Genomic DNA, 15483 nt, shown 5'->3' with positions numbered 1-15483 from the left:
ACAAAAGGCGATTCCTGATTTATTTTGATTCAGTAAAAAATTGAATTATTCGGGCAGTATCAGCAGTTAAATTGTAACTTGGTTGAGTGACAATTACTTGTCTGGGTGGTGCAGATGCGCCACTTTTGCGAATCCAAATTAGGGGTTTAGGGTTGAGTTTAGTGGGTTTTAAACCGGATATTTTCAAAGCTAATTGTTTAGGATTTCCACAAGTAGCACTGAGGAAGATAAATTGCAGTTTTTGGGAGTCACCACCGTAATGATCTACTGCTAGTTTGATGCGGCGAATTAACCAAGCCATATTTGCGCCATAGCTACCGGAAAGGGTATGTGCTTCATCAATTAAGATGTAGCGTAATCGTTGATAAAAGTTTGCCCAATTTGGTGATTTCCAAACTTGTTTGAGTTGGAAGTGAATTAATTCGGGAGTGACTCCTAATATATGGGGTTCACTGGCAAGGATTTGTTCTCTTTCTGCTGATTTGACATCTCCTGTGATCATTGCTAAGACTGGGCGATATTTTGGGGGTATGGTAGAAAGTAATTGTGAGATTTTATGGAATTGGTCAAGTGCTAATGCTCGTAGTCCATAAAATGCTAAGGCTCGGTGTTCTTGATTGATGCAACCTTCGATAATGCCGGGGTATGTGCTGAGGGTTTTACCACTGGCTGTAGGGGAGGTGAGGATGAAACTTTTACCTGTTCTAATTGCTTGTAAGGCTTTGATTTGATGGGAGTAAAGGTGGGTGATTCCTAGTGATTGGAGGGCTTTGATTAATTGTTTTGGTAGGTCTTTGGGGATGGTTTTGAGGTTAGGTTCGGTGGCGGGAATTGTTTGTTGATAGAGTAAGTCTTCACCTAGAAATTCGGTGATTTCTGTTGGTTCTGGGGGATGATTATTTGTGTGGGAATTTTCGGGAATGGGTGTGGTAGGTGGTGTCCACAGGCTTTGTAGTAATAAGCTGTAGTTGGGGGTGTTCATGGTGGTGTTTTTTGAACTTTGCCCTCATAAATCCCCCATTGGGGGAAGATATTAAGTTGATAGAAGTAAACTCCGAATTTACAAAGTTATTTTTGATAAATGCTATAGTAATTTACTAGAAAATTATCATCTGGCAACGATTTTACTCTCTGAAGGATGTTTGTAATGGGGTTGATTAATTGTTGGACATAAATAGTCAAAAGAATTATCAGTATGTTCTAGTTGCATATTCCGGGGTGCATTTAAAGCAATGACAGCATCTCCAATCTTTTCACAACGTTTGCAGTCACAGGCTGTTGCTCCTTGAGCTAATATTTCTTTTAAATTATTGGCAATATTGATAAATCCCCTAGTATTTGAGTTTTTGGGTAGTTGAGCAGCAATTTGGATAAGTTGCTCAATTTCTGAACGGTATTGTACTAAGAGAAATTGGTCAATCTGACATTTACTGCGACAGTTTTTTACATCTCCAAACTCATCAGCAAACTGTTTTAAGCCAGCAGCCAGATTTTGTACGTCAAGGGTAAGCGGTACTAGGGCGCGGGTACAGGTGGTAGAATCAATGTTGGTGTTATTAAACTTTTTCCTGAGTAGAAGTTCAAAACGTTTGATATAAATTCCTAAAATAGAGATAGCTTTTTCTTTATCTTGGGGACTACTAAAGTTGAGTTGGTGGGTGCTAAAAAGTTGGGGAATAAGTTGTAAAATAGCTTTAAGTTCGCTGGTTTTAAATCTATTGCTCCACAGTGCAATAGCATCGCCAATATTATTAATAGTTTCCAGGCGCAGCACAAAGTAGAAGGAAATAAGATTAATTAAGTAACTACGCCTCATTTCCATTTGCACGTAATTAGAGATATAAAGCGGTTGGTCAGTAAATTGAGATTCAAAATACTGCTTATAGACTTGTGTACTTAGTAGCAGAGAACGTAAAACTGAGGTATCTAGAAAATGTTGAGGAATAGATTTATCATCCATTTTGTATTATTCCTCGTCTTCATCTATATCCAGGCTTTCATCAAGTTTGACTCCGAATGGTAGGGTATCAAAGCCTAAGTTTTCTAGAGTTAAAATTGCTGTTTCAACTGATGAATTGTTGATGGTTTCTTGATTGACTAGGGATGTAAGTAATTCACAAACTCCCTGGTATTGACTGGCATTATAGTCAATCCAACGGTTAGAATATGCCAGTGCATCATGTAGTGCCATTACCACTTCTGTATAGGGGTCAAATGGTAATTTATCGCGCATAACACGCATGGTACGCAGTAGGTTGTCTGCATAGACAGATGCTATTGGTTCTCCAGAGCAAGAGGAGAGTTTTTGTAAATCTATTAAGATAGTCTTTGTCAGTTCTACTCCTGAAACTTCTAAGACATTCTGTTTAATGTTCATTGTTTTTATTCAATAATTTTTGAGGTTTTAAATTAGCTATTGCTTTTTATTTTAATACATATTTATCTCTGTTAATAATTATTTGCTGCCAGAGTATTTCTTCACTTATAAATTTGGTTATCTCTGTTGGTTCTGGGGGATGGTGATTTGAGGGGGAATTTTCGGCAATGGGTGTGGTAGGTGGTGTCCACAAGCTTTGTACTAATAAGCTGTAGTTGGGCGTGTTCATGGCGGTGTTTTTTGAACATTGCCCTAAAAAATCGTGTAATTTTACTGGAAACTTGTAGTTATTTTGCCAAACGAAAAGAAACTATAAAGCAACATCCTCACATGGAGGATTTATCAACATAAGTTTTTATTATTACTTTTCTTTTAAAGTAAATAAATACGTATATTAGATAATATTGACAAATATGTAAAAATTTGGTATAATACCATGATTGCAGTTGTATAATTAATTGCTTTTACATTCTTGTAAGAATAACAAAGGAAAAGTCTGAACTTATGGCTAACGAAATTAATTTTAATGAGCATGGTCAACACAAAGGTGATAATTTTGTAGGCAACAAGACTATGAACTATGGTCCTACAGATAGTTCATTAGATGCTTCATTGAATAAAGACGAAATTGTCAAACTACTAGAAGAATTAAGAACAGCCATTAGAACATCAAATATAAATGATTCAGATACTAAAGAGATTGCTGTAGGTGAAGTTGCTAAAGCTATTAGTGAAACCAAAAAAGCAAATGTTAATAATCCTGAAGAAGCAAAAAAAACTAAAGATAAAATTAGTGAGTGTATAAAAGCCACAAAAGACATATTTGGTGATTTTAGCAATATTTTGACTATTGTATCGTCAATAGCCAAAATTTTAGGTTTGCCTATTCCTTAGAATTTTAATGAATAAGTTTGTTTAAAAGAAGTTATACCAAACAATATGTATTAGCTTTGGAAATTAGTATTGCGAGAATTTTTCTCACTATCATTCCACCAGGTGTAGATCATAAATATTATCAATTTTTTGGAAAAATACATACACATATGAGTTTTAATGAAAATGGTCAACATAACGGTGATAATTTTGTAGGAGACAAAATACTTAATTTGATTGTTAAGATATGGCCTGGTATTCCAGAACCCTTAGCCAAGATTATTGTTTCTGCAATTATAGCTATTTTGTCCGGTATTTTTTTAGGTTTTGTTGTGATAAAACTTAGCCAAAGCATGAGTGCAAATGGAACAGATGCTCGTTTTGCTCAATTTGTAGGAACAGTGTTAATGTCCGTATTAATGGGCGTTTGGCAGAGGTGCGGCTGGGGTTTGAACAAATGGTGGTTATTAATTGGAATATCACTATTCACTTTTACTGTTACATCAATTTCTTATGACAACATTCGAGAGACGATTGCTGCTAACATACAACTTTGTTCAACAAAGTACCCTGATTGTAACGTACCTGAGAAAGAGTCTTTAAATTATCCAGGCAGTTATGCTATTATTTGGCTGTTAATTGACGTTTGCATAAATTTTCTACGCTTGATGTTCACAATGTAAATAAATGAAAATTAATAACCGCTATCTGATTATAATTATTAGCATCATGATGGGTGCTATAGTGTTTAATATAGACAGAATTGTTAATTCATTAGGATTCAGTTTAAGTTCTCAAAACCTAGTCAAACAAACAGAATCCCAAAATTCAATCAATTCTCAAGACTCAAAATCAAACAAATTTTTTGTTTTAGCTGGAGAATCTTTTTATCCAGATAGTTTAGCTAACGAACCAAACAGAGTTAAAGCACGAATTGGCGCAGAGAAGTTTAATGAACTTTTCAAAGATGTTAAAATTTGTCGCTCTTTCTCTGATACCAAAAAGTATTATTTAGTGCTTGGCTCTAATTTACCAGAAGAAGAGGCAAATAAGCTAAAACAACAAGCTATTGATAATTACTTTCGTCCAGATACTTATTCACTGCAAGAAAACCTAATTGATTTTAATCCATCTGATTGCAAAAAAAATCCATAAACTTCGCAACGATTTAACAAATTAAAATTAAAGAAAATTAAATTTAGATATTTGTCGTTTAACTTACTAAATGAGAGATGGTCTAAAAGCGGATTCATAGTTAATTTGGATTTTAGACCGAAATCAAACATCCAATCCAAAATCCAAAATTCTCCCGCAACTTCCTCCTAATTAAACAACCTGAAACAACCTACAAACACCAAGAATCACCACCAATAAATCCCTACCATCAGCACCCCTCTTAATAGACATCTCCAAATCCAAAATCATAGTCACCGCCCTAGCTAAAGCATTAATATTTATATTTGCTACCTCCTGACGCAAATAGTAAATACGATGAGGATTACTGATATTACAAAGTTGAGCTAATTCACCATCCTTCTTCACCCCAGAAACAATCGCAGACTTCACCCATAACCAAGTTCTAAACTGCGTTAAAAGAGTGCTGACAATCACCATTAAAGGTTGAGAACGAGACAGTAAATCATCCAGCAACTGCAAAACTTGATGGCTTTTCCCTTCACGCATAGCCGCAGCCAATTGTAGGCTATTCTGAGTTTGACATGGCACTAATTCTTGTACCTCCGCAAGCTCTAACCTTCTACCCTGAGCATAGATAGACAGTTTGCGTAACTCAGAAGCAGCACGGGTCATATCATTACCAATAGCCTGTGCTAAATATGTCACCCCATCCTCCGACAACAGCAGTTTAATTTTCTTAGCTGTAACAGCATTATCTATGGTGTTCGTGTAGAGTTTTGCAGCCAGCGAAACTATCGCCTGTTCAATCAAATCATACCGCCAAGGTGGTATCAACGAAAACTCTAACAACTTTCCATACTTAACCAAATGCTTGTAGACCTTTAGCCGCTTATCCACACTATTAGCCACAAACACCAAAATTGTTGAATTAGGCAATTGCACCAACTGTTGCAAAGTTGCCAACTCCGTATCACCCCACTGCTTGAGGTGGCAGTTTTCCACAATTACCAGTTTTTTACCACCAGTCAGGGAACGAGTACGAGCCACACTCAAAGCTTTGTCAAGCTGAACAGCCGGAAATCGGTGATAGCATAGAGTCAGCCATTGGGCATCAATCTCCGTTTTGTACTGGTTTAGCTGTTCTTGAATAGCGTATTCATCATCACCCGTGAGCAAAACAATCATCCTGTGACCCTCCCATTATGACTGTGATTGCTTGTCTTAATCAACACAGTCAGGGGTTTTGGACTTTGGGTAGCTCGTTGCAGCATTTTAGCGATCGCCTCCTTGCTATTCTCAAACTTTTGCAGGTAAGCTGGTGTCACCTCTAAAATTGCCTTTGACCCTTGCAATTTCACCAGATTTGCATGAGCCAACAGCTTTTGATGGTTGGGTTTCGCCTTATCCATCACCTGCTGCCATATTTGCGCTAAATTAGCAGTATTAGCAGCATTAGCGGTATTGGTTGCAACTGCTGGTAACAAGCTATCTTTACCTGGATCATCCACCGGTTTATCAGTTACCTTGTTGATGGTGTACGTGCCATAAGTTGGTAATAATTTGCCATCATGCCCTGGTTTCACATTTACCGTCTTCGTTGCACCCCCAGGCAATAAACCAGGCAGCAAATTGAGTAAACAAACCTCCAGCCACACTGCTGCATTAACCGTATACCGCAGATAATTTTCAGCTTTTTGTAACTCGGCTAAAGACAAATTCAGTGTCTCGAAATTCCAGTGCTTGGCAAAAGCTTTGAGTTGGGTATAACTGACACAACCAGTCAGCAAAGTTTGTTCCTTGGGTGCAGACTTGATAATCAGTAAATCTCGGTATGTTTGCAGTAAATTTGAGATAATCAATTTGGGCGTTTTCCCAGAGTCTACCAAAACTCTAGCAACTTGCAGCAAGTTAAAAGTGTTGTTGGTAGAGATAGCCTGTAAAATAACGATTAGCTCTGCTTCTGTGACACCACCAACGATTTCCATGACATGATGGGCAGTGATATCTACATCTAAAAGACTGGCTTGACCGAGTAATTGCAGGGCATCTCGTAAACCACCATCACTCAGTCGAGCGATCGCTGTCAGTGCCTCTTCATTAATAGAAATAGATTCCGCATCTGCTATAATACGGAGATGCTGCACAATGGTTTGAATTGATAAAGTACGGAAATTAAACACCTGACAACGGCTGATAATAGTAGGTAAAACCTTGTGCTGTTCTGTGGTGCAGAGAATGAAAACCACATGAGGTGGTGGTTCTTCAATACATTTGAGTAAAGCATTGAAGGCATTACCGGTTAAGCAGTGACATTCATCAAGAATAAAAAGTCGATAACGTCCGGCTATTGGTGCTAAAGTACAGCGTTCAATTAAAGCACGGGCATCATCTACACCATTATTTGAAGCAGCATCAATTTCACTCACATCTAAACTATTGCTACTTTCAATTGAACGGCAAGATTGACAAATTCCACAAGGTTTATCAGTTGGTTTTTTAGTATTGAGACAATTCAGAGATTTAGCAAATATGCGTGCAGTCGAAGTTTTACCTGTACCTCTAGAACCTGTTAATAAATAAGCTGGGGCAATTTGCAGGTGTTTGATGGCATTAGTTAGAGCAGTTTTAATGTAGGGTTGTCCAACCAATTCGGCTAAAGTTTGGGGGCGATATTTTTGATGTAGAGCGACTGTAGACATAGGATTTATTCATCTTAATTCGTCGCTCTTGCCCCTGTTAAGGGGGTGAAATTTTAGTTAAAATTTGCACTGATTTTCATATTGATGGGGTACAGCAACAAAAGTGTGTAAACCTGTTTTTTAACTAATATGATTTATTATTATTATTTTGTTGAAAGTAAGTCGGCGTTAAAAAATCAACATAAGTAACAAATTATAAATTCACCCCTTGGAGAATCTTTGCTATTCCTGTTCTTAGCTGACATCTTACCCCAAACCTAATTAAACTTAGTTAACTGTACTGATGAAGAAGTTTAACAAAGAATTTGACAATTTAATATAGCTTTCTGTTTTCAAGTTCCTCTATTCCCTATAGCCTTAATATGCGGTCTTTCTGGCAACAAACATAATATCAAGGGGTTTATAGTTGCCTTTTGTATGTTCAATTTTTGGCAGTGCTAACTAACTAGCGTTAATAATCTCATGCTATATTAATGATAGCAATTAATTTATGAAAAAAATTTACGTCTCAAAAGTCGCCCAACTGCGAAAACAAAAAAATCTGACTCAGCGCCAACTGGCTGATTTAGTTGGTGTTGACCCCTCAACTGTTCGTAACTGGGAGCGAGATCGAGGAGGGATAGAAACCTTCGTGAAACTGGCAAAACTATGTAAAACACTAGATTGCACTATTGAAGATTTGTTTGAAGCGCAAAGGGTCAAAGAGGATGATTAACTTTTTACCTGTTAATTTTATTACCTGTATTGCCGGTCATCAATTAGAGCGATTGCGCTTCCTACAGTTCTGGAGGCGATCTTTGCCAACAAATGTGATTGCTTTTGGCTCTTTGGTACTTTCAGAATCCACTCCGAGTCTACGCGCCATTGCTAAATCCCTAAAGATGCGCTGGTTATGGCATTTTACTAGAGTATATGGACAATACCCCTAGTAAAAATAGGGAACAGTTAGAGATATCCCCTAGTAAAAATCGCCGACGAAAGGGCGATGGTGACGGGTTTATTTATTGGCGCACCGTCACCAAGAATGGTAAAGATTACCAGCAAGCTTATTACCACTGGAAGGAAAACGGTCAGAAAAAGACTAGGTACATACCCAAAAAATTACTGGGGGATATTCAAGAAGCTGAGGCTGCTAAACGTCCAGTCAAAGAAATTCTGCTTCTTTTAGGCATTTCTGTAACCCCTAGTAATTCCGATATCTCCCCTAGTAATAACAGCCCTAGCAATTTACTAGGGGATATCCAGTTAAGCCCTAGTAATTCTGATATCTCCCCTAGTAATAACAACCCTAGCAATTTACTAGGGGATATCCAGTTAAGCCCTAGTAATTCTGATATCTCCCCTAGTAATAACAGCCCTAGTAAATTACTAGGGGATATCCAGTTAAGCCCTAGTAATTCTGATATCTCCCCTAGTAATGACAGCCCTAGTAAAATGCGGCGGCATAAAGGAGAGGGGAGCGGTAACATTCACTGGCGGACAATTACCAAAAAAGGCAAGGATTACCCACAGGCTTATTATCATTTTGAGTTTTGGACTCAAGGCGATCGCTTAGTAAAATCTTCTAAGTACATTCCTAAGCGGTTAATACATCGAGTTGAACAGTTAGAGCAAGATAAAGCACCCGTTAAAGACATTTTGCAAGTCTTGGGTGTAGAATTGTAAGCATTCAGCCGTTAACCTTAACCATTTGGAATATAAAGTGGCAGCAAGACATGACGCATAGACATTTCCACTTCTGGATTTGCTCTATCTCCATCAGGAACTAACATAGCGGGATGATCCGATTGCTGTAAGTGCATTTTGACACTTGAACTAGGAATAGCTTTAGCAGCTTCAATTAAATACTTGAGATTAAACTGGATATTCAACATCATTTCTGTTGGTAAATTAGCAACAATCACCTGATCACCTTTACCAAATTCTCGTTCAATAGATAACCGTAACTGTTGTAAACTGCCATCAAACTGCAAATAAATTCCTTTCTCTTTCTTATCCGTTAACACAGATAACCGTTCCAGTGCTTTAACTAACGGTGCTTTTTCTAAAATTACTTCTTTCTCAAAGCTGAATTTAGTTAATAACTGCTCACAATCAGGATAAATTCCTTCCACAACTTGACAGCTAAGAACGACATCTTCCCAAGCAAAACCCAAGCGATTACTTTGAGTATCATACAGCAGATTAATAGATTTCACATCATCATTTAAGTTACGGGCTATTTCTCTCACTACACGACCAGGCAGAGTAAATTGCATAATTTCCTCAGATGGCACTTGTTGAGATTGAACTTGTTGACATGAAACTTGTTGACGAGTTTTTCTGCCAATTCCTTGAGTGAAAAGTTCAGTAATAGCAACTCGATGACCATCAGTACCAATAAACTTTAATTTCTCCTGTGCCAGTTGGAGATGAACTCCAGTCAAGATATATTTATTTTCATCAGTGCTGACCGCATAAAGTACACCTTTCAAACCGTCTTTGAAAATTGTTGTTGCTAAAGACATAGGAGTAGCATCAATTATGTTAGTAGGTGGAAATTCTTCAGCACTAATGCCTCTAATTTCATACTTACCATCAGCATCAGATAAGCACAGAGAGCAGATTTTTGTTTGCTTATCATCATCAGTAGATTGAGTAATTTTTGTTTGTTGCTTATCGTCATCAGTAAATTGAGTAATTTGAGTTTGACTATTCAGAGAAATAGTACCATTAGGGCAATGCTTGACTATCTCCAATAAAATTTGCACTGGTACAGTAATTTCACCCTTTAATAACACTTGGGCTGCAAAACTTGCCTGAATTGTTAATGCTATATCTGTGACAGTTAGATGTATCTGTTGTGTTTCTACATCTGCAATCATGAGAACATTGGCAAGAATAGGATGACTAGGTTTAGCTGGGGTAGCACAATTCACTAAAAAGAGGGCATCGTAAAATTTAGCTTGTTCACATATTACCTCCATGCCTAATTCTCTGGGTATTGGAGGGTTTAACTTTGATTTGGATTTTTTTTGCTTATTCCGCTTCTTTTGGATGGGTTCAGTTGGAGTATCAGGGTTTGCAGATGTAGATTTCTTCTTTTTAATTCCAGGTATTTCTGTGATATTTGTTGATACTTCATTGTCTATTTCAGGATTAGCAACGCTTGTTTGTTTTGTCTGCTTTACAGTCTTTATCTTTTGTCTTTGTGCTGTTTGAGTCATCATCATTTATCTCTGTTCGCGTCATTACTAGAAAGATGACTGCGGTAGCAGAAATAAAAGTTGTGAGTCAAAGTTGTGAATCTGTGAATCAATTCTAATGGTACTAAATTGACGATAATTATTTGCTGATAATTTCAGTTTAATTAATGTTGTGTATGTTGTTTCACTATCGTTAGAATGGGAGTGTTAGCAATACTGTTCGGTTAATCAAAACTCTCAATTTTTATAATTCCGAAAGGTTGATTATTACGGTTTAGTTTTAAGAATCATCTCTTTTATTAACTAGTTCACAAGTAATTATTAACTCGACCTTCAAAATTGTCTAAACCTTTGATTTATCCTTGAAAATAGGAAAAGTGTAAACACTTACTAATGATAAAAAAATGGATATAGCGGTAGTTGCTCATTGAAAAATTGATGCTGCTTATGCAACAAGACTTTTAGAGGATATTTTTGTACCTGATGGCATACCGCTATAATATTTTTATTGTCTGATTGAAAAATGCAGACAATTATCATCCAGTTTCAAGGATTTCCGGTTCTACCGTTCCCCTGGAGATCAAACATCCTTTTGATATATCCAAAACCATTGGTTTACATGAGTTTAATCTAAATTCTATTTAAGTTGAGCTAATTAGCCGCTTATAGATTACCGGATTACCAAAATTCTTTGTCTAGCCCGTGAACTAGACACATAATACAACCGATTAAACTCCTTAATTTTAGCTAGGACTGCTTTACTATCATCTCCGCGTTCTCGATTCAGCCGCTTACTCAAATCTTGACCATCAATACCCGCTTCCAAGAAAGTGCTACCTTGACTATTGTGAACAGTTAATGCAAAACAGTTTCTGATATTAGCAAACTGCTCTAAATGTTTATAGTATTGCTTCCAGAGAAAGGGATTACGCTTGGCACTTTTAAGTAAACGTTGCGTTTCTTGTTTAAATCGTTTCTCTTCATCTTCGTGTAAAACATAGATTTGACGCACAATTCCCTCATCTGTTTCTACCTTTAACCTCCAAGTATCATAGTTGTTATAACGGTCTCCAAACACATCTAAAACAGTAAATTCTGTAGATGTGGAAAGAATGGCAGTTTTCCCATCAGGAGCCATGATTGGGTCTTTAGTAATTAATCGTTCTCCAGAGATAAATCTATTGGCATTCCCACCATATAAATATCTACGAATCTGCTGATTATAAAAATCAACTTGAGCATTCGTCCAAGATAAAATGCGGAAACAATCTGGATTATGAGCAAATTGTTGAGATATCTTTTTGTAGGCATAGCGCAGTAAAGTTTGCCGTTTAACCATCAGCGCCCCGTTACTTTTATCAGGTAGATATTTAGAAAATGGTGCAAATGGCAGTTTACTTTTAGTCACTGCATAACGAGAAGCCGTGACAAACTCCAGCAACGGACTATCAATTCCTTGGCGGACAACTTGAGTCAATACGGCTTTATTTGCTACTTGAAAACTAGGGGATTTTCTCTCATTAACTGGATTTAATTGGGCAGGGTCGCCCATGAGAATAATTTTGATTTTTGTCCAGGTAGATGATTGATTAGCCACATTTTCAATCCAGCGCCACAGTTGTTTACCAATCATGGAACATTCATCAATAAAAACAACATCAAATAAGTTGATGTAACAGGGTCCTATTTGGTCAAGTATTTTCTCTTTACCTCTAGTCACCATTCCTAGTCCTAGTAATTGGTGAATTGTAAAGAACTCTACGCCAGTTACTCCGTTTTCTGCCGCCATTCGTTGCAGGACACCTACAGCTTTATTCGTAGGTGCAGTCAAGACAACTCGTTTACCTGTAGCCACGAGAACTTTAACGAGTTGGAAAACTATTGTTGATTTACCGGTGCCGGCATATCCTACTAACAGAAATAAAGCAGCCGTGACAGTTGGTTGTACAAAAGTCCACATTTTATCTAAGGCTTTTTGCTGCTGTTGGGTAAATTGAAATGGAAAAGGATTTGTGGTCAGAAAAGTAGGAAGAGTTTGGAGCATAATCGCGGCATTAATTCCATTAATTGATCCATTCAATGCAGCGGTAGCTGTTGGTTTTGGTTCACCACAAAACCACACTCGTTTTAGTATCAAAAACCTGTGGAAGCGGTGGAAAATAATTATTTGTCAAAATTCATGATTTTCTGAGATAATATTATCGTCCGGCTTCAATAGTTATCATGAGTGACTACCCCAAGCATTGGAAAGAACTAGCCAAAACCATCAAGGAAAAATCTGATTGGTGCTGTCAAAAATGCGCTCGCGTTTTGCGTCCCGATGAAAAACCCCAAGGACGTACATATCTGCAAGTTCACCATTGGAACAGAGACCCCTCCGATAACAGACCAGAAAATTTGGTGGCTTTATGTCCAAAGTGTCATCTTAGTTACCATCGTGGCGGGAAGGGTAATGTTTCTGTGGGGCAGTTGTCGTTGTTTGATATTTCCAAATTTTAGCAATGGTAAAATGGTGTAGGTAAGTGGATGTTTGATAACCCCTGACTGCGCTTGCTTACTCTAAGCATAGGTATAAGGGTACAATTACAATTACGTAAATATTATCAAAATTAAATGTGCTGTATCAAAGCTAATAATATTATATAGCATCATATAACAATGTCATGCGGCACATAACTAGGCTATTGGAATTATAGCAGTTTACAAAAGCATTTACTCTATAGCTACATATATAAATTTCATTTAGCAGGATATATGCACAATTAGATATTTATGAAATTTGTCAATACTAGACAAGATGCTAGACAAAGCCTTAGAATAAAAAATCCGAATACAACATAAGTGACCTTATGTTGTATTGGCAGGGAAATAGGTGATTTTTACAGGAGCTTATAATATGTCTGAATTAGTTTTAAACGCAACACATAATATAGAACTTAATGCTCATGATTCCTTAGATGTACTTCTGAATATGTGGCTACATGGCAAAAGCAAAACTACACAATCAAGTTATTCTAAAATTGCTTATAAATTTATAGATTTTGTCCAGTTGCCACTTACACAAATTGGGTTAAATCATTTACAATCCTGGCTCGATACAATAGAAGGTAGTGATAATACTAGAAAGACTTATGCAAGTGTGATTAAATCTTTATTTACTTTTACTCACAATTTGGGGTTAATGTCTGTAAATCCTGGTAAGGCTTTGAAGGTGGGTAAACCAAAAGATTGTTTGAACGAACGGATTTTGACTGAAAGTGAGGTGATGTTGATGATACACCAAGAATCAAACCACCGGAATAAATTAATTTTAAAAACCTTATATTACTGCGGGTTACGGGTTTCTGAGTTGTGTGTTCTCAAATGGAAAGATGCCAGCGTTCGCACGAATGGTGGCCAGTTTACTGTCTATGGTAAAGGTCAAAAAACCCGGACTGTTTTAGTCCCTCCAAGTTTGTGGCAAGAATTAATACAGTTAAAGGCTGAACCTGATGAGTCGGTTTTCAGTAGTCGGAAGAAAGCTGATAACGCACATTTAGACCGGACTCAAGTTTTTAGAATTGTTAAAAATGCTGCTAAACGGATTGGGATTGATAACCCGTCTCCCCACTGGTTAAGACATAGCCACGCTAGTCATTCACTTGATAGGGGATGCCCTATACATTTGTTAAGTAATAGCTTAGGTCATGCTTCTGTTAGCACTACATCACGGTATCTACACTCTAGACCTGAAGATTGTTCTAGTTTGTATTTGATTAATTGATTTGAGTTTTAACGGTGCAACGTAGATATAGCAACGTTTTTTAGAAAATCTTGGATATTTTTATTTCTATCTCAGATTAATACAAGCTACGACGATAACCGTTATCGTAGCTTGTACGCTCAATCCTGTACCCATTCTTTACTGCCTAACTGGATAATATAATCCATCTTGATCCTGAAATTTCCACCCCAAACTCATCGGGTCACGATTCCTGGACCAACTAATAAATTCTTTCTCGCTTTTGCTTTCACGCTCTGTCATCAGACTTTGAGCCGTCACCCCCAATCGTTGTGCTAAGTTTTCAGGAGCAAAATATTTTATTTCTACTGGTTGTTGTTGGTATGGGTATGCTGACCTACTACTACGGGCTTGACCACCGTATTTGCCAGAGGCAAGCGCCCGTTCTATTTTTCCAATTGTTTACCAAGGATTTCCAGTTTAGTGGACACCAGTTGATCTTGCTGACAAAGGTGCGTTTCCAGTTCCCCCAGTTTCTCCTCTACCTGCTGTAATTCGTCTGTTGCTTCTAGTTTTACACTGCTATCGAACTGTGCTATCAAATCCTGTAACGCTTGCAGTAAAGCTGTTGTGTGACCGTCGCGGTGGATTTTGGCTAGGTGACGTACTACAGGAATTAGTACAGTAGGCACGCGGATCATTTCACTGGGTGGGGTCTTGTTGGCAGTCATGATAGCTAGGATTGATATCAACAATTATAACCAAAAGCTGTGTTTTTCCTGGATTCAATTTTTTGTCGGTTTGTGGGTTCGCGCATAAGATGAAATTTGAACAACAAATTTATAGGGGTTTGGGGCATCGAGATTCGCGCATAAAATGAAATCGGTTGTGAGGCAAGGGTTTGAGCCTACCAGTCAATTCGCAGATAAAGTGAAATTTTCTGCTTTGATTTAACAACAGCCTGAATGCTCTTAAAAACGTACTTTTCAAGTGCGATCGCCCGGTCTATGAAATTGCTAATACACTCTAGATAAGAAGGTAGCCAAGTAGCTTTTGTACGTAACATTTAGGTTGTTAGGTATAAAGCACTATCACTATTACAAGAAATACTGTGAATTTCTTTGATCAGATGCAAAATTTCAATTTATGTGCGAAGTCGCTAAGAGGCTCAAATGCTTACTCCATAATCAATTTCACCTTATGCGCGAATTAGAGGGGCTGAAAACCCTGTAAATTCGTTCTCAGAATTTCACTTTATGTGCGAACCCACACGACAAAATGTCGATTCGCAGACTAATTGAAAATATGTTTGTGTAACCCTTATTCTTTCGTAGTACACTGCGATGCCTACGACGGGCGTTTCGACATCGCTGTTTAGAGGGGTGTTGATCCAAAGCCTGATCCTGTATTGTGTTTGCACATTTTGACCCCAATTTGCATAAAATTCAATTAGTCCGCGACATCACCACAGATACCAGCAAGGAACAGTGG

The 15483-nt window shown here is 37.5% G+C and carries 17 protein-coding genes and 1 pseudogene; 8 read left to right on the top strand and 10 right to left on the bottom strand.

The annotated features are described in order from the left end of the window. Window positions 1-19 precede the first annotated feature (19 nt). The 4 genes from FJR38_RS25665 to FJR38_RS25650 form a co-directional block, all read right to left on the bottom strand. Complete coding sequence (locus FJR38_RS25665) at window positions 20-982, bottom strand: DEAD/DEAH box helicase (protein WP_254449568.1); 963 nt, start codon at window positions 980-982, stop codon at window positions 20-22. A gap of 126 nt (window positions 983-1108) precedes the next feature. Continuing rightward, window positions 1109-1960, bottom strand: coding sequence for a hypothetical protein (locus FJR38_RS25660; protein ID WP_168540251.1), 852 nt, complete (start codon window positions 1958-1960; stop codon window positions 1109-1111). A 6-nt stretch (window positions 1961-1966) separates the two neighbouring features. Next, the gene (locus FJR38_RS25655) at window positions 1967-2377 is read right to left on the bottom strand and encodes a hypothetical protein (protein WP_168540249.1); all 411 of its coding nucleotides are present in this window, start codon (window positions 2375-2377) and stop codon (window positions 1967-1969) included. Window positions 2378-2423: 46 nt separating this feature from the next. After that, on the bottom strand, window positions 2424-2606 hold the full coding sequence (locus tag FJR38_RS25650) for a hypothetical protein (RefSeq protein ID WP_168540247.1): 183 nt from the start codon (window positions 2604-2606) through the stop codon (window positions 2424-2426). Between the two features lie 275 nt (window positions 2607-2881). Between FJR38_RS25650 and FJR38_RS25645 the strand changes: the two genes are divergently transcribed. From FJR38_RS25645 to FJR38_RS25635, 3 genes are read left to right on the top strand one after another with little or no spacing between them, the layout of a single operon-like run. Next, complete coding sequence (locus FJR38_RS25645; RefSeq protein ID WP_168540245.1) at window positions 2882-3271, top strand: hypothetical protein; 390 nt, start codon at window positions 2882-2884, stop codon at window positions 3269-3271. 56 nt (window positions 3272-3327) lie between these two features. Then, window positions 3328-3933: a hypothetical protein gene (locus FJR38_RS25640; protein WP_168540243.1), complete on the top strand. Its 606-nt coding sequence runs from the start codon at window positions 3328-3330 to the stop codon at window positions 3931-3933. A 4-nt stretch (window positions 3934-3937) separates the two neighbouring features. After that, window positions 3938-4405: a hypothetical protein gene (locus tag FJR38_RS25635; RefSeq protein WP_168540241.1), complete on the top strand. Its 468-nt coding sequence runs from the start codon at window positions 3938-3940 to the stop codon at window positions 4403-4405. Window positions 4406-4576: 171 nt separating this feature from the next. On the opposite strand, the gene holA is transcribed toward FJR38_RS25635, so the two are convergent. Together holA and dnaX are read right to left on the bottom strand one after the other, a co-directional pair. Next, window positions 4577-5572 carry a DNA polymerase III subunit delta gene (gene holA / locus FJR38_RS25630; RefSeq protein ID WP_168540239.1) on the bottom strand — a complete coding sequence of 332 codons (996 nt, stop codon included), beginning with the start codon at window positions 5570-5572 and terminating at the stop codon, window positions 4577-4579. Next, entirely contained in the window at window positions 5569-7086 is a 1518-nt protein-coding gene (dnaX, locus tag FJR38_RS25625) for a DNA polymerase III subunit gamma/tau (protein ID WP_168540237.1), read from the bottom strand. The genes holA and dnaX overlap by 4 nt, the downstream gene beginning before the upstream one ends. A 490-nt stretch (window positions 7087-7576) precedes the next feature. Between dnaX and FJR38_RS25620 the strand changes: the two genes are divergently transcribed. Genes FJR38_RS25620 through FJR38_RS25615 form a run of 3 tightly spaced genes read left to right on the top strand, consistent with a single transcriptional unit; the run spans window position 7577 to window position 8751 of the window. After that, entirely contained in the window at window positions 7577-7801 is a 225-nt protein-coding gene (locus FJR38_RS25620; RefSeq protein ID WP_168540235.1) for a helix-turn-helix transcriptional regulator, read from the top strand. Then, window positions 7794-8015, top strand: a complete 222-nt coding sequence (locus tag FJR38_RS27910) for a hypothetical protein (RefSeq protein WP_217360061.1) — start codon at window positions 7794-7796, stop codon at window positions 8013-8015. The genes FJR38_RS25620 and FJR38_RS27910 overlap by 8 nt, the downstream gene beginning before the upstream one ends. Next, window positions 7999-8751, top strand: a complete 753-nt coding sequence (locus FJR38_RS25615; protein ID WP_168540233.1) for a hypothetical protein — start codon at window positions 7999-8001, stop codon at window positions 8749-8751. Before FJR38_RS27910 ends, FJR38_RS25615 begins: the two co-directional genes overlap by 17 nt. Window positions 8752-8768: 17 nt before the next feature. Here the strand turns inward: FJR38_RS25615 and dnaN are convergent, their stop codons facing one another. Next, window positions 8769-10298, bottom strand: coding sequence for a DNA polymerase III subunit beta (gene dnaN, locus FJR38_RS25610; protein WP_168540231.1), 1530 nt, complete (start codon window positions 10296-10298; stop codon window positions 8769-8771). Window positions 10299-10941: 643 nt separating this feature from the next. Then, the gene (locus FJR38_RS25605; protein WP_254449567.1) at window positions 10942-12408 is read right to left on the bottom strand and encodes an ATP-dependent RecD-like DNA helicase; all 1467 of its coding nucleotides are present in this window, start codon (window positions 12406-12408) and stop codon (window positions 10942-10944) included. Window positions 12409-12494: 86 nt separating this feature from the next. On the opposite strand from FJR38_RS25605, the gene FJR38_RS25600 reads away from it, so the two are divergent. Next, the gene (locus tag FJR38_RS25600) at window positions 12495-12770 is read left to right on the top strand and encodes an HNH endonuclease signature motif containing protein (protein WP_168540229.1); all 276 of its coding nucleotides are present in this window, start codon (window positions 12495-12497) and stop codon (window positions 12768-12770) included. A 397-nt stretch (window positions 12771-13167) separates the two neighbouring features. Continuing rightward, the gene (locus FJR38_RS25595; RefSeq protein WP_168540227.1) at window positions 13168-14034 is read left to right on the top strand and encodes a tyrosine-type recombinase/integrase; all 867 of its coding nucleotides are present in this window, start codon (window positions 13168-13170) and stop codon (window positions 14032-14034) included. A gap of 138 nt (window positions 14035-14172) precedes the next feature. Here FJR38_RS25595 and FJR38_RS25590 read toward each other — a convergent pair. Both FJR38_RS25590 and FJR38_RS25585 read right to left on the bottom strand, forming a co-directional pair. Further along, window positions 14173-14723, bottom strand: a pseudogene (locus FJR38_RS25590) (hypothetical protein). Between the two features lie 176 nt (window positions 14724-14899). Then, window positions 14900-15058 (bottom strand): hypothetical protein, encoded by a 159-nt coding sequence (locus tag FJR38_RS25585; protein ID WP_168540225.1) that lies wholly within the window; start codon window positions 15056-15058, stop codon window positions 14900-14902. Between the last annotated feature and the right edge of the window lie 425 nt (window positions 15059-15483).

It is taken from the genome of Anabaena sp. UHCC 0253 (assembly GCF_009712085.1).
In the GTDB taxonomy this organism is placed as follows: Bacteria; Cyanobacteriota; Cyanobacteriia; order Cyanobacteriales; family Nostocaceae; genus Dolichospermum.
The sequence above is the reverse complement of the archived record's forward strand: the minus strand, read 5'-3'. Positions and strand labels throughout refer to the sequence as shown.

Coding starts and splice junctions, on each gene's coding strand:
- holA (WP_168540239.1), bottom strand. CDS start 5,572: ATGATTGTTTTGCTCACGGGTGATGATGAATACGCTATTCAAGAACAG.
- FJR38_RS25585 (WP_168540225.1), bottom strand. CDS start 15,058: ATGTTACGTACAAAAGCTACTTGGCTACCTTCTTATCTAGAGTGTATT.
- FJR38_RS25655 (WP_168540249.1), bottom strand. CDS start 2,377: ATGAACATTAAACAGAATGTCTTAGAAGTTTCAGGAGTAGAACTGACA.
- FJR38_RS27910 (WP_217360061.1), top strand. CDS start 7,794: ATGATTAACTTTTTACCTGTTAATTTTATTACCTGTATTGCCGGTCAT.
- dnaN (WP_168540231.1), bottom strand. CDS start 10,298: ATGATGATGACTCAAACAGCACAAAGACAAAAGATAAAGACTGTAAAG.
- FJR38_RS25665 (WP_254449568.1), bottom strand. CDS start 982: ATGAACACCCCCAACTACAGCTTATTACTACAAAGCCTGTGGACACCA.
- FJR38_RS25600 (WP_168540229.1), top strand. CDS start 12,495: ATGAGTGACTACCCCAAGCATTGGAAAGAACTAGCCAAAACCATCAAG.
- FJR38_RS25635 (WP_168540241.1), top strand. CDS start 3,938: ATGAAAATTAATAACCGCTATCTGATTATAATTATTAGCATCATGATG.
- FJR38_RS25595 (WP_168540227.1), top strand. CDS start 13,168: ATGTCTGAATTAGTTTTAAACGCAACACATAATATAGAACTTAATGCT.
- FJR38_RS25645 (WP_168540245.1), top strand. CDS start 2,882: ATGGCTAACGAAATTAATTTTAATGAGCATGGTCAACACAAAGGTGAT.
- FJR38_RS25620 (WP_168540235.1), top strand. CDS start 7,577: ATGAAAAAAATTTACGTCTCAAAAGTCGCCCAACTGCGAAAACAAAAA.
- FJR38_RS25615 (WP_168540233.1), top strand. CDS start 7,999: ATGGACAATACCCCTAGTAAAAATAGGGAACAGTTAGAGATATCCCCT.
- FJR38_RS25660 (WP_168540251.1), bottom strand. CDS start 1,960: ATGGATGATAAATCTATTCCTCAACATTTTCTAGATACCTCAGTTTTA.
- FJR38_RS25650 (WP_168540247.1), bottom strand. CDS start 2,606: ATGAACACGCCCAACTACAGCTTATTAGTACAAAGCTTGTGGACACCA.
- dnaX (WP_168540237.1), bottom strand. CDS start 7,086: ATGTCTACAGTCGCTCTACATCAAAAATATCGCCCCCAAACTTTAGCC.